Raw genomic sequence first — 14555 nt, 5'->3', positions numbered from 1 at the left:
ATATTCCCCCTAGTGTAGACAAGAATCACGAGAAAAGCAATACCATCACTCTCTTCATTCTTGTGTGTGCCGTCCATCGAAAGAACCATCACATTTTCTGTTTTTGATACGATTTCTTTTCTCCAATCAAATACTCTCTCTGTATCTTGACAAAAATATAGTTCATTGATAAACTACTACTTCTTCTCTTTATCTCTTTTCTTTTTTATTCTATGCAAAAAACAGATGCGTGCTCCCCAGTAGAACCTATCATTCGTCTCGCTCATCGATTCGAATCTATCGTCGATAAATATGTTTTTCAGCCGATGAAACTCTCCCCTATCGGGCTCAAGATTCTCACTCTTCTCAAAGAAAATGACGGGGAAATGACTGTGAGCGAATTAATAAAAGAAACAGAAACAACAAAATCAAATATGAGTCAACGGCTCAGTTTTCTCGAAAAAGAAGCGTATATACGCAGAAAAAAAGCGAAAAAAAACATTGACAAACGAACAGTTCTCATCGTTCTAACACCATCAGGAAAGAAGCGTCTCGCTGATCTCGGACAAAGACTCGAGAAAGCACATATTTCCTTCGAGAAGAAACTCACCAAAAAAGAACTCGGCGAGCATCGTGCCTTTTTCAAGAAGTTAGAACACATACTCGATACTGGAGAACAAGAATTGCAAGAAATATTTCATTCATTCTAACTACATTCTTATGAACAAGAAAAAAATAAGTATCGCCATCGTTGGTGTCGCTCTTCTTTTTGTCCTTGCCTCGAAATTCTCCCGACAGGAGCCAATCACACAAGAAGATACTCTCAAACAACCAATAACAGTAACGGTACAGTCTGCAAAAGACAGCCGGAAGGTACAAAAAACCAGTACATTCCCCGCTCTTCTCTCGAGTGATCAGGAAGTACGTATTACCGCGAAATCAGCTGGAACCATCATTCTCGCTCCAGGAAATGTCGGACAGAGAGTGAGTAAAGGCTCTATACTGGCACTTATCGATGATAACGGACTCGACCAGAATCTCCATAGTCTCCAAGTAGAACAGGCTACTCTCGCTGTATCACAAGCAAAAAAATTGTATGATCTTGCGAAATATACCAACGACAAATTGCGTAAATCCGGAAGCGCTACCAAGACAGAAAAAAACCAAGCAGAAACAAGTAAGGATATTGCAAAATTACAATACGAAAACGCACAGCTCACACTCGCAGGTACCATCGACAATCGTACACTGCGAAGTCCTCTCTCTGGAAGCATTGTAGAGAAAACTGTCTCGGTCGGTGACTCTGTTTCTCTCGGACAACTCATCGCTATCGTGAGTCAAAATTCTGTACTCAAAGTTTCTTTCTTCATTGATCAGGCTCTGCGAGGAACACTTACCAAAGGACAAAAAATATTCGCCACTACTTCCGATGGAACCATCGTACCGCTCGGCATTCGTAACATTGCAGACGTCGCTGATTCTGCAACAAAAAGATTTCAGGTCGAAGCTCTTCCTCTCAAACAAGATCCAAAATCTCTCCTTTCGGGTACGGTCGTCACCATATCTATTGATACCACTCTCACTCCAAAAGATCCTGCTCATTTCATACTGCCACTCGGAGCAATCACTCTCGGACAAAATGAGCAATCTCTCTTTATCGTCGAAGATAATCGAGCAAAAAAAATACCACTGACTCTCATTTCTGTCTCTGGAGAAAATGCTGAAATATCGGCTGAGATAAGCGATGATTCTCTCATTGTTATTGATGGTAACAAGCTCGTAAGCGATGGAGAATCCGTCACATCACGCATCAAAGAAACGCTATGAACAATCAAAAACATTTAGAGGAAACCTCAACTGACAGTAAGTACCTCGATCGACTCACCTTCAATCCTGAACTTCGAAAAACGTGGCTCTCTTTTTTCGTGACCAATTTCCGCGTCGTCATTTTACTCATCATGCTTCTTTCTGGATGGGGGCTCTACGCTTTCTCTCGCTTGCCTCGCGAATCCAATCCTGAGGTCAAGATAGCTACCGCTATCGTGAGTGTTGCGTATCCTGGTGTATCACCTTCTGATATCGAAGAACTCGTCACAAAGAAAATAGAAACCGCGGTGAGCAGTGTCAGCGGTGTGAATAAAATGACTTCGACTTCTGCCAATTCATTCTCCACAGTCGTGGTGGAATTCGATGCCAATCAGAATGTCGATGATTCAGTCCGCAGACTGCGAGACAAACTTCCTGCTATCAGAAGCGATATCCCTGCCGATGCCAAAGATCCACAAGTACAAGAAATATCACTCGACGATACACCTATCATCACGTATGCGCTCATTGGTCCGTATGATGGATTTACACTCCGAACGTACGCAGAAAAAATTCAAGAGGCTCTCGAAAAAATTTCTGATGTTCGTGAAGTCATTGTTTCTGGAGGAGACGAAAGTGAGCTCGAAGTGGCTTATATTCCACAAAAACTCAATCTCTATGGCATCACAATCGATCAAGCCAATCAGGCAATCTCTGCTACCAACAAGGCTATCCCTGCTGGTAATTTCGAAGGAGAAAAATACAATTATCCTGTCCGATCCGACAGCCGATTCTATGACGCCGAAACACTCGGTACTCTTCCGATCATCCATACAACAGAGGGTGCTCTTGTTTTTTTGAAAGACATTGCTCTCATTCAAGAAAAATCAATTACGAAAACAGTCTACTCGCGTTTTTCGGAAAACGGAGCACAACCACAAAATGCTGTCACCATACAAATCATCAAAAGAACGGGCGGAAGCATCATCAACACCGTAGACACTGCGCAAGAAAAAATCAGAGAACTTCTCACAACATTTCCTACTGGTATGACCGTGTCGAGTACTGTCGATCAGGCTGACCGGATTCGCAAAGACTTTGATCAGCTCACACATGACTTCGTTTTGACTCTGACACTTGTTGTTTCACTTCTCTTCCTTGTTGTCGGACTCAAAGAAGCATTTGTAGCAGGTATCGCTATTCCTCTTGTTTTCTTTGTCACGTTTGGTGTGATGCAGATGACCGGGACATCGCTCAATTTTCTCTCTATTTTTGCACTCCTTTTGTCTCTCGGACTTTTGGTCGATGATGCTATCGTTGTCGTATCTGCGACGAAACAGTATATGAAAACAGGGAAGTTTACCCCAGAAGAAGCCATTCTTTTGGTCTTGAAAGATTTCAAGGTTGTGCTTGTTTCGACGACATTTGCAACCGTATGGGCGTTTCTCCCTCTCCTTCTCGCATCAGGAATGATTGGTCAATTCATCAAGTCTATCCCGATCACTGTATCTGTCACGCTCATATCATCGCTCCTCATCGCTCTCATGATCAACCATCCACTCGCTGCAGTACTCGAAAGAATTCGTGTGACAAAAAATTTCTTTGCTCTTTTCTTTGTGACTACTCTCGTCTTCGGACTTGTGATGGTGAAACAACATTCATTCATTGGTTTCTTTTTTGCCTTTCTTTCGTTTGTTGTACTTGTATATATGATACGCTGGTATTTTCATCAAGGAAAAGATATTCTGAAACATAATGCACTCCTCGTCGAGACTGAGTGGGAAAGTGATGAGAAAATCAAACAAAAACTGCGAGACCAGAGCGACCATGAAAATGCTACTTTCACAAGTAGGCTTATCCACGGTATTATTCGGTTCGATCGCGTCCTTCCAACATACGAAAAATATCTTCGTATGGTCACCCTCACTCGTAAAAGACGCGTAGTCACACTTCTTTCTACGCTCGCTCTTTTCATCTTTGCTCTGGCGCTCCCTCTTACTGGTATCGTCAAATCAGAGTTTTTTCCTGCAGCTGATGGTGATGTTCTTTACATCAGTCTTCGTGGACCAGTCGGCCTCAGTCTCGATCAGACAAATCATATCGTAGAAAAAGTGGAAGAAAAAATTCTCCCTCTCAAAAATATTCTGAACTTTTCTACGATTGTCGGTAATGCCGGATCGGATGGTGGATTTTCTGGAGGCGGTTCCAATACGTCCAACACTGCCTCTCTCGTCATCAAACTCACTCCTCAAGAAAATCGTGATGTAAAAGCCTATACGATTGCCGAGGAAATCCGTGCAGAACTCGCACCAATAGAAGATGCTGTCATCACGGTTTCCGCTCCTCGTGGTGGACCACCTTCAGGAAGCGCTTTCCAGGCTCAGATAAGCGGTGAAAGTCTACAGACACTCGACAAAATAGCTCGTGATTTGGAACGTATTGTCGATACGATACCAGGTATCGTCAATTCGGATATTTCTCTCAAAGAAGCGCCCGCGGAATATACCTTCGCTCTCGATCCTGCTCGCATGGAACTTTACGATGTCAATGCCGTACTTGTCGGTTCGACACTCCGAAATGCTCTTTCGGGTACAGTCGTGACAACAGTCATTCGTGAAAACAAAACGATTGATGTTTTGGCACGTTTTGATGAATCAGCTCTTCCTACTCTCGAAAGTATTCAGAACCTCCAGATACTCAATCAGAAAAAACAACCCATCTTTCTCAAAGACGTTGCAACAGTCAAGCTTACTCCATCTGTCGATTCTATTTCTCGTATTGATCAGAAACGTGTTGTGCTCCTCACTGCTGATGTCAAAGGAACTACCAATGCCACCGAAGTCGTCAAAATATTTCAAGACAAACAGGCAGAAGAGTACGTACTCCCCGAAGGCTATACTATCAGTTACGGCGGAGAGAATGAGCAGAACGCTGAATCAGTCCTCTCTATTATTCGTGCAATGGCAATTGCGGGACTCCTCATTATTTCTACGCTTGTCATCCAATTCAATTCGTTCCGTAAGGCATTTATTGTTCTCGTGACGCTTCCTCTCGCTCTTATTGGTGTCTTCCTAGGGATGGCACTTCTTGGCGTCAGTCTAAGCTTTCCGGGACTCATCGGTATTCTCGCGCTCTTCGGTATCGTTGTGAAGAACGCCATTATATTGATCGATAAAATCAATCTCAATGTGCGTATCGGTATTCCATTCGAAGAAGCTATCATCGATGCTGGGAAATCCCGTCTCGAAGCGATATTCATCACATCTATCGTAACCATTGCCGGTATCATTCCTATTACCCTCTCCAATGAGACCTGGACCGCTCTCGGATCTGTTGTTATTTTCGGACTCTCGATTTCATCCTTCTTCACCCTGTTCATCATACCGACACTCTACATGTCGTTTGTAAACAAGAAAGAACGACTGACATAAAAGAAAAGACTCCCAAATATTTCGGGAGTCTTTTTTGAATAATGTTCTTCTCTCAAACGAGCTGATCTTCGATAAGCATCAGACGATTGTATTTACAAATACGATCCGTTCTCGAGAGCGATCCTGATTTGATAATAGGACAACCAAGTCCAACAGAGAGATCTGCAATAAATGTATCTTCAGTTTCTCCAGAACGATGTGAAACAAATGGTTTCCAACCCTGAGCTTTAGTCATTTGGACCGCTTCTATCGTTTCACTTACCGATCCGATTTGATTGAGCTTGATAAGAACAGAGTTGACCGCATTTTTTTCAATAGCTTGCTTGATACGCTTGATATTCGTCACAAGGAGGTCATCGCCGACATTCGTTATCTTGTCGCCGAGTACCTGATTGAACTTCTGAAAGCCTTCCCAATCATCTTCTGCAAAACTGTCTTCGATCAGGATAATCGGAAAAGTGGTGGTGATGTCTTGATACCACTTGAGTAATTGATCACTGTCGAGACTTTGTTTTTCTCCCTTGATTTTCAGATCATAGCGTTTTGTTTCTGTATTCCAGAAACTACTTGCGGCACAATCGAGGCCGATTTTCACATCGTCTGTCGTATATCCAGCCTTCTTTATGGCTTCTACGATATATTCGAGGGCCTCTTCGTTTGACTTGAAGTCAGGAGCAAATCCGCCTTCATCGCCGACGCTCGTTTTGTATCCTCGTTCATGCAAAATATCTGCCAACGTATGAAATATTTCTGAGGCTACACGGAGTTTTTCATGAAACGTCGGGAAGTTGACAGGGCCAAGCATAAACTCCTGAATATCCAGTCCGCTGTCTGCATGTTTTCCGCCATTCACAATATTGAACATCGGTTGTGGAAGTTTCATCTCTGTATCACCTATGAGTTCATTCAGATAGACATAAAGTTCTTTATGTTCTGCTCTCGCTACTGCTCTCGCAAAAGCCATTGAGACACCGAGTATTGCATTCGCTCCTAGTTTCGCCTTGTTTTCAGTCCCATCGAGATTGATAAGCGCTGTATCAAGAGTTTTCTGATTGAATTCTTTCTCAACAATAGTATCTCGAATGAGGGTATTAACATTTTCGACAGCTTTGAGAACGCCCTTTCCTAGATATCGTTTGGGGTCATCATCACGAAGTTCAACGGCTTCATATTTCCCCGTACTTGCTCCGCTCGGCACTCCTGCTGTAGCAGAAATACCTCCTTCGAGAGTAAGTTCGACAGAGACGGTCGGATTGCCACGAGAATCAAGGATTTCACGAGCCACTACGGAGACTATTTTTTGCATAGTTGTTTCGATAAAATGATTTACAAAAGAAAAAAGACGGAATGATTGCTCACCCGTCTTTAGTACTCTCCTAGTATAGCATATTTTCTCTCCCCTGTCCAATACTTCTTTTCGCATTGCGCATATACTCCTATTGGATATACAATAAACATCATATGAAAATCTCAACAAAAAGTCATATTTCTCTGCGTCTCTGTTTTGTTTTTTTATTTGCTTTTTTCCTTGAAGAAGGTGTTTTATGGTACTTCGATCATGATGCGACACTCTTCGTTCGATACCAAGAATTCGATCGCTCTCAATCCGTCATCGATCAAGGACTCCAGTTCTATACGCCTAAAAAAATACAGACCCTCCGTGTAGATGAGGCATTTCTCTTCTCTCTGATACAACAATCGAGAGGACAAATGCTTCCAGAAAATCTGAAAGAAAAATATAAGAACGATCCATTTAGTCGGCTTTTCGATATGAATCATCCGATCCGAGATATCGTCTTTCGCCGAAACCTTGCTACTCCTCCCATCAATCAACCATCGGGTAATACTACTTATTCAATTAATTTCCCTTATAGACAATTTCTCTACGATCCATGGGACGATCTCCTATTCAAAGCGCTCTACTGTGACATCTCAGGATACGACGATACAGATTTTTTCCTCCTCACTACGAGAGGAGACAGTGTCGGAGGATACGCTGATACGCACGTCTTGCTCGGACTCCTCTTTCTCGAAAAAAATCAGTGTTTTGATTCGGAAAAAATACAGTCATACAAAAAAACCTTCGTACGACATATCATCTCTGCAGAAGAAAGAGATGTTGTCTTCAGCGATCTCTATGCTGAACGTATTGTCTTTCTCTTCTGGTCAGGCTACGGAAATACGGTGAAGAAAGAATGGATAGCAGTGGTACGAAAAAATATCAAATCCGATTTTGGTTGGCGATGGCAACCGTCTGATACAGAGTCGAGTGCTCACGCGACAGGACTTGCGCTCCTTGCGCTCATATACGAGAACAATCAAAACACAGAATCATCCTTTTCTTCTCGCTCAAATCTCCTCTTCCCCTAAATCAAGATTATTGTGATGTGAGAGGGAGAGAGAATACAAAATGCGATCCAACACCTTCGATACTCTCTACGTCGATTGTTCCTCCCATTCGTTTCGCAAGACCGAGACTCACCCAAAGTCCGAGTCCTGTACCAGGAATCGATTGTGTCTGTGCATTTTGGATACGAGCAAACTTCTGAAATAACTTCTTTTGATTGGAAGCAGAGATCCCAAAACCAGTATCCGCTACCGTGATGACATACTGATTGTCTCTGATGTCCGTCGTGACACTGACTGAACCCTCTGCAGTATATTTGATTGCATTCCCGATGAGGTTCGTGAGAATTTCATTCATTCCTGGCTCATTGATGCGAATTTCAGCTTCTTTGGTATTGAGAAGCTCGAGTTTCAATCCCTTTTCGGTGGCTTGAGATTGGAAACTCTGTACACACTGACGAATGATCGGGAGAGGATTTTCTGTCACAAAAGAAAGGGACGTAGGAATTGGCACACCTATTTCAGAAAGAGGCGTATCGAGAATATATCCGAGTGCAAGCTCGAGCGCATCAGTATTGTAAGAAACGAGTAAATGCCCTCCTGCGACTGGCACCTGAGTGACAGAAAGAGGGGCATCCGAGAGAGGATAGGTCTGACTGCCGACAATCCAATCCGAAGTTCCGTAGATAGCGAGGTGATTCTTTGCTGAGAATGAATGAGCGATCGCATCCGTTTGTTTCTTGGATATGTCTGCTCCTTCTGAACTGACGAGTTTGTTCATGAGAAATGCAATATCGTATTTCCCTGATTTGCGTGTTCCGATAGGGGTGAAAATAGTGACGAGTTTTTCTACGACATCTTTTCCTCCAAGCTTTTCGACATAATAACGAGCGACACCGCCACCAAGACTGATTCCAATAATATTTATTTTATGGACACCGGTACGGGCGATAATCGCATCAATCTGATTCTTGATTTGAGTCGCAGCGGTCTCTGCGTCTGCCCAGTAGTCATATCCGAGCGACACCACTTGAATACCATTGCTCTTGAGCCAACGGATCGCCCAATACGGAGCAGAATAATAATTGGTAAAAATACCATGAAGAAGAATAGTGATGACGCCATCTGTTGCCGACGCAGCACGAATACTGTTTTCGTTGATTGCATCTACTTTCTTCCTGCTGGAAAAAAACACCCAGAGCGGATAGAAGAAACGAAGCACCATCCGACGCCAGGTAAAGAACTTGAGTCTGTTTGGACGTATCATATTTTTTTGTTAATTTGAGGAAACTGCTTCTTTTTTCAAAAGAATTTCTGCGACATTTTTCCGAGGAGATGCTGGGGCATCAGAGACTCTCGGGTATCCGATACGAAAGGCGAAAACAAGCATTTCTTGATCAATGTTCGGCATTATTTCTCGAAAAAGATGGAGCATCTGACGATTCGCTGTGGAAAATTTCTCTCCTAATTCCGTATTCCCTTCATTACTCACCATCACAACAAACGTGTATGTCGGTTGCAGAGCAAGGCCGAGTGTTGTCGCTCGAAGCCAGAGTCTCTGTGCAATTCTTCCTCCTTCTACATACGAGAATCCTTCCCAACCTGGTTCAAATATTTTTTTTCCAGGACTCTTGGGAAGAAAAATAAAACCAAAAGCCGATGAGTCACAAGACAACTTGAGAGCGGTCTTCTGTGATTGAGACCGGATGATACGTCGTATCAAGCGAAAAAACCGTGCAACATACAGTGCGAATGGGAAAAAATATTGGGATATTCCCAATCCGAGAGTTGAGAGCGGTATCCCTCTTCGTAGTTGATTTGCTTTTTTATCAGAATGAACAAGCGAACGAAAATTCTCTCGTAAAACATCGTGGTCCCAGTAAAAATCATCATGAAATCCCCATAACTTTCCCATCTTTTCGAGATTTTCCGCTCCCTCGATAAAATGGAGGGAACCTCCTGCCTCTTCTACTGTACGGGTGAGTATCGTTTTGTGCTGTGTATCGAGAGGACGACGAAAAAAGGAGAAGCGATTGACATGTCGTTTGGGAAGAGCCAGGAAGAATGCTTCCTCATCAGAATCAATGATTCTCTCATTTTTCGTAAATTTCAAATAAGCGACAACATCATGCTCTTCATAGACATACGGATCAGAGGTGATCTCTGTATCAAAACCAAAATGACGTGCTGAAATGACAATACTTTCGAGAAATGTACCAAGCGCAAAAGGTGTCCCGCTCTTAGAATAATACGCCTCAAGAGGGGCTTCCTTGGGATGATTACTCTGCAAAGCAAAAAGACCAGTCTGTTTTTCTTGGAGTATCCAAGGCTGCGTGTTGTCCCCTGACGGAGCAAAACGAGCGTATTCGAGTATCTTTTGAAGAGGAATCTGAGGAATATTCATCAATAAAAAGCGAAGGATAAACGCTTACAGTATACCACCAACTCAGTGAGAAAAAAAGTGATATACTAAAGAAAACATACTCCATAAGATATTTTTTACTTTTGAAGACAATTATGTCTACTCCTCTTTCCATAGGCCTCATCTCTGATGATTTTCTCCCTGCCATGACCGGAGTCGGGGTACATCTCCAGGACCTCGCCAGAGAACTCGTCTCGCGAGGTCACCACGTGTTTTTACTCACATCAAAACGGCACAATGAGCTCAAGCAAGAAGAATGGAACGGGGTACACATCTATCGTCTCCGTACTCTCAAGCTCTACGGTTTCTATCAGGCTCTGCCAACAAGACAAGAGATCAATCAGATTTTCATCAAAGAACGGCCCGATCTCATTCATTATCATTATCTCGGCTACATGATGATGCAGACCTGTCACGTCGCACAGACACTCTCCATTCCGCAAATTCTCACGTACCATTTTGGTCCGAGCGTCCTCACCCGACCACTTCTGATGCGTCCTTTCAGACGACTGATCGAGAAACAAGTCGTGGCATATAGCAATCATCTTTCTGCGATCATAGTCCCCTCGCTCCCTCTCATCACCGAACTCCGAAAAAATATTCACGTGCCGATACATCATATCGCCAATTGGATCAGTTTTGATGAAAAAGAATATTCTTCTCTCAAAAAAGATACACGGCCTTTCACGATTCTCTTTGTAGGAAGACTCGCTTATGAGAAAAATATTTCTCTTCTTCTCAGATCTTTAAAAGACGTGTTCCAAATTCTTCCGGATGCGAGACTCCTCATCATCGGAGATGGACCAGACAAAACAATACTCGTAAAGGAAAGCGTGGCATTACATATTGACAAAAACGTGACTTTTCTCGGACACATCGAACACGATCGTCTCCCTTCGTATTATTCTACTTGTGATGTTTTTGTGTTACCATCAAAGGAAGAAACATTCTCGCTCGTCGCTATTGAAGCACTCTGGTTCTCCAAACCAATTATTGTCACTCGAGTTATCACTTCTGCTCGAGAGCTCGTTACCGAAGGAATCAATGGTTATGTTGTCGATACTGACAGAGATCAGGAATTGACACAGAGGCTCATCACCCTCGCTCACGATGAATCTCTACGAAACAAAATGGGCCTGGCAAGTCGTGAGAAGGCACAGGCTTATAGTAAAAATATACTTATTGATTCCATCGAATCTCTCTACACACGACTCGTCAAAAATATTTCTCATTAATGTATCTCTTATGCACTATAGAGCAGTTATTATTTCTCCCCATCTCGACGATGCTGTATTCACCTGTGGCGGTCAGATGAAACTTCTCATCAAAGAAGGTCCTGTCCTCGTACTCAACCTCTTCACGCATTATCTCGGCGATGTCAAAGACCGGGCTATCGTAATGGCAGATGATCGTTTTGACGAAGAAAGAATCTCGTCACAATTTTTCGGATATACTCGAAACAATTTTGGTGAACTCGAGGCTTATTTCCGACGAAAACCCTATCAGGCTCTGAGCAATATTTTTCATCCACCGGTAGCTGAAGACACAGGTGAATATCTCACCTTGCTCCGAGAAAAAGTCTTCGCCTACCTTGATGGCATAGAATACGATGAACTCTATGTACCACTCGGTGTTGGTTGGCACGTAGACCATATCCTCACTTTTATGCTTTTCGAACCATGGATCGGAAAGAAAAAAATGCTCTTCTACGAAGATATTCCCTACACACTCATTCCTCATGCTCTTCGCTACCGATTAAATGAAATCGGGACATACGAAAAAATAAATCAGGATAAAACACTCGCGCCATTATCGAGGATTTTTGCCTGCTTTTCTTCTGCATACGCTTACTTCAACAATGCTCTAATGAAAAATCTCAAACCACCGCTGATGCGTTGGGTGGCCACACCCGTAGTCTGTTATTATTTTTATAAACTGATGGCTCGTCACACGAGTATTGCCAAGAAAAATACCCCTCGTTATACGCTGAAATCAGTTGTCCTTCCAATCGATGATTTCTCTCATAAGCTCGAAGCAATGGCTCTCTATCAAGGTCAATTTCGAGAATTCTTTGTTGATTCGATGGATTGTCTCAATCTTTTCACAACCTATGCACAGCAGATTGATCCGACATTCAAACCTGTAGAACGTTTTTGGGAAATAACTCCACTGACCAATGACACCATAGCTCACACATAAGTATGAACGACGCGCTTTTTTCTACTATCGGACTTTGGATGCAAACATCCTTCCTTTCGCTTGGTTCGATCATTGTCTGGCCAGTCGTTTTTTTGTGGGGTGAGAATGGAGCCATCTTTGCTTTTGCATTTGCTTCTCAGGGTCTCATTAGTCCAGAGTCGGCACTTATTTTCTCCTTTTTGGGATCGTTTTGTGCAGATCTCTTCTGGTACGCTGTGACCGCGAGCACTCTACGCCCATGGTTTCAGAAACGTGAAGAAAAAAAACGTCTCGAAAAAAAGGAAAGTCTCATCTTTATCAAGCTCATCGATAATCATCCTTATATTTTTCTCGTCATCTTAAAATTCTTGATGGGCGTACGACTCGTACTGACACTCTATATTCTGACAAAAAAGAAAGTTCCTTTTTTCACGTACTTTATCCTGACATTTCTAGGAAACATTCTTTTTATCATTGTTCTTTTTCCTCTCGGCTGGTTGCTCGGCAAAGGCATCGGCGATGCGCTCTCTCTCGGACAGAGTCTCTCTAGTTTCGCTACCCTCTTCCTCTGTGTCGGCATCGGAAGTCAGATTCTCTTTCGCCTGATACGATATCTCATTATTCGATTCGGACAGAAAGTGAAGTAGAAAATATTTGTTTAAAAAAATTGCTATGCTAGCAGTCCTGATCACTCTCGTGGCTACTTTTTTTATCCAATGTGGTTATTTCCTCTGGAAAATATCTGCTGATGATGACCAGCCAAAGATAGGGAAAGCATCTACTCTTATCGTATTGCGAGCTCTCGTCACTGACTGGCGGTTCGTACTCGGCTTTATAGCAACCACCGCTGGTTGGATACTCTTTGTCCAAGCGACGTCTCTCGGTGATATCAGTCTTGTCCAACCCCTGATGTCAGCAGGTGAATTTCTCATCGTTCTCTTGGCTGTGATATTCCTCAAAGAACGATTGGATAAAAAAGAACAAATCGGTGTTTTTCTGAGCATTCTCGGATCAGTAGCCCTCGTATGGAACATAGAAGAGGCCTCTGTGTCTCATTTCGATATGACTCAGCTTTTCCTGTTTATCAGCTGTATTGTCACTCTTGGCATACTCCTTGCATTTTTTAGCCATCGATCAAAACAGTCGGAGATTTTTCTCGCAATCATTGTCGGACTCTGTTTCGGAGCAGGAGCCCTCTTTACCAAAGCAATGACCAGTACATTTGCATCCGGCATAGATTGGTCCATCCTCTTCAATCCGTTTCTTCCGGCAGTTATCATCACAAACGTACTCGGACTCATCCTCCTTCAGACAGCATTTCAGAGGGGTCGTGCATCTATCATCGTGCCGGTTCAAGTAGCTATCACCAATGTACTTACTGTCTGTGCTGGAATGATTATTTTTTCCGAACATATTACCCTTTCTCGTGCTGTTGGCATCACAATGATTCTTTTGGCGACATTTCTTATTCAAACAAAAAAGAAGTAAAGATCAATACTTTATTTATTGATTCCGATAAACGGACTGGCTCCTCCCCAATAGGTCGGCGTTTTGCCATCCCACTTTTCTATCCAACGAAGTTCGACTACCTGAGGATTGGCCGTCAGTGCTTGCGCTTCTGTTCGAATAGCCTTTGCTTTTCCTTCAGCCTCGACGACTCGTTGATCAGCTTCTATTGATATTCTTTCCAGATCTCTCTCAGCCTTGAGCTTGAGCTGTTCTGCGGTGACTTTTGCTTCGATAGCTTCGTTGAAGGCAGGAGAAAAATCAAATGAAGTGATATTTATATCATCGACAATAATATTGTTCTTGATGAGTCTTTCTGCCAGATTGGTCTTGATCTGATCTTTGACATCTTCTCTTTTGATAATGAGTTCCTCGGCAGTGAACCGTGCAGTGACCGCTTTCACAGCTTCCTGGATAGACGGAGCGATGAGACGGTTATTATAATCTCTTCCGATATTCTGCCAAATAGTATTCACGTGACTTGGAGAGAGATGATAATTGATAGCAACTTTTGATGTAATGATCTGGAGGTCTTTCGAAGATGCGCTAGCAGGCACTTCATCTTTTTGAATTCTAACATCCATTATCACGACCTGTTGCACAAAAGGTATCTTGAAATAGAGACCTTCTTCGAATACTCTGTCTTTCACTGCACCAAACTGCAAGAGGATACCTCTCTCTCCCGCTCCAATCGTTCCGACTGATTCGAAAATAAGAACGATCAAAAACAAGGTTCCTACCAAAGACAAAAAACTTTTCCGAATCTTCTGAAAAAAAGCGAGTTTATCCAAATCAATAACCGTATTCATAGTCTTTTTCCTTATTGATTAATAATCCATCTCATTGATAGATAGTCTTCTAGCATACCATCTTTCTCTTCAAAAACA

At 42.8% G+C, this 14555-nt stretch carries 12 protein-coding genes; 8 read left to right on the top strand and 4 right to left on the bottom strand.

The window, feature by feature from the left end:
- The first annotated feature begins 212 nt into the window (after positions 1–212).
- The 3 genes from PHH40_04245 to PHH40_04235 are packed head-to-tail and all read left to right on the top strand — an operon-like array spanning position 213 to position 5216.
- Positions 213–689, top strand: coding sequence for a transcriptional regulator (locus PHH40_04245; GenBank protein ID MDD2766936.1), 477 nt, complete (start codon positions 213–215; stop codon positions 687–689).
- Positions 690–699: 10 nt separating this feature from the next.
- Positions 700–1806: an efflux RND transporter periplasmic adaptor subunit gene (locus tag PHH40_04240; GenBank protein ID MDD2766935.1), complete on the top strand. Its 1107-nt coding sequence runs from the start codon at positions 700–702 to the stop codon at positions 1804–1806.
- The gene (locus tag PHH40_04235; protein MDD2766934.1) at positions 1803–5216 is read left to right on the top strand and encodes an efflux RND transporter permease subunit; all 3414 of its coding nucleotides are present in this window, start codon (positions 1803–1805) and stop codon (positions 5214–5216) included. Before PHH40_04240 ends, PHH40_04235 begins: the two co-directional genes overlap by 4 nt.
- 52 nt (positions 5217–5268) lie before the next feature.
- Here PHH40_04235 and eno read toward each other — a convergent pair whose 3' ends face one another.
- Entirely contained in the window at positions 5269–6522 is a 1254-nt protein-coding gene (eno, locus tag PHH40_04230; GenBank protein ID MDD2766933.1) for a phosphopyruvate hydratase, read from the bottom strand.
- A 155-nt stretch (positions 6523–6677) separates the two neighbouring features.
- On the opposite strand from eno, the gene PHH40_04225 reads away from it, so the two are divergent.
- Positions 6678–7586, top strand: coding sequence for a hypothetical protein (locus tag PHH40_04225; protein MDD2766932.1), 909 nt, complete (start codon positions 6678–6680; stop codon positions 7584–7586).
- 7 nt (positions 7587–7593) lie between these two features.
- On the opposite strand, the gene PHH40_04220 is transcribed toward PHH40_04225, so the two are convergent.
- Together PHH40_04220 and PHH40_04215 are read right to left on the bottom strand one after the other, a co-directional pair.
- Positions 7594–8829 (bottom strand): alpha/beta fold hydrolase, encoded by a 1236-nt coding sequence (locus PHH40_04220; protein ID MDD2766931.1) that lies wholly within the window; start codon positions 8827–8829, stop codon positions 7594–7596.
- A gap of 9 nt (positions 8830–8838) precedes the next feature.
- On the bottom strand, positions 8839–9966 hold the full coding sequence (locus PHH40_04215; protein ID MDD2766930.1) for a hypothetical protein: 1128 nt from the start codon (positions 9964–9966) through the stop codon (positions 8839–8841).
- A gap of 113 nt (positions 9967–10079) precedes the next feature.
- Between PHH40_04215 and PHH40_04210 the strand changes: the two genes are divergently transcribed.
- The 4 genes from PHH40_04210 to PHH40_04195 are packed head-to-tail and all read left to right on the top strand — an operon-like array spanning position 10080 to position 13650.
- Positions 10080–11219, top strand: a complete 1140-nt coding sequence (locus PHH40_04210) for a glycosyltransferase family 4 protein (GenBank protein ID MDD2766929.1) — start codon at positions 10080–10082, stop codon at positions 11217–11219.
- 10 nt (positions 11220–11229) lie between these two features.
- The gene (locus tag PHH40_04205) at positions 11230–12183 is read left to right on the top strand and encodes a hypothetical protein (GenBank protein ID MDD2766928.1); all 954 of its coding nucleotides are present in this window, start codon (positions 11230–11232) and stop codon (positions 12181–12183) included.
- A gap of 2 nt (positions 12184–12185) precedes the next feature.
- Positions 12186–12809 carry a hypothetical protein gene (locus PHH40_04200; protein ID MDD2766927.1) on the top strand — a complete coding sequence of 208 codons (624 nt, stop codon included), beginning with the start codon at positions 12186–12188 and terminating at the stop codon, positions 12807–12809.
- Positions 12810–12834: 25 nt separating this feature from the next.
- On the top strand, positions 12835–13650 hold the full coding sequence (locus PHH40_04195; protein ID MDD2766926.1) for an EamA family transporter: 816 nt from the start codon (positions 12835–12837) through the stop codon (positions 13648–13650).
- A gap of 11 nt (positions 13651–13661) precedes the next feature.
- Here the strand turns inward: PHH40_04195 and PHH40_04190 are convergent, their stop codons facing one another.
- Complete coding sequence (locus PHH40_04190) at positions 13662–14477, bottom strand: prohibitin family protein (GenBank protein ID MDD2766925.1); 816 nt, start codon at positions 14475–14477, stop codon at positions 13662–13664.
- Positions 14478–14555: the final 78 nt, after the last annotated feature.

This window comes from Candidatus Moraniibacteriota bacterium (genome assembly GCA_028688415.1).
Lineage (GTDB): Bacteria > Patescibacteriota > Minisyncoccia > Moranbacterales > UBA1568 > UBA1568.
This window is presented reverse-complemented; position numbering and strand designations above follow the sequence as displayed.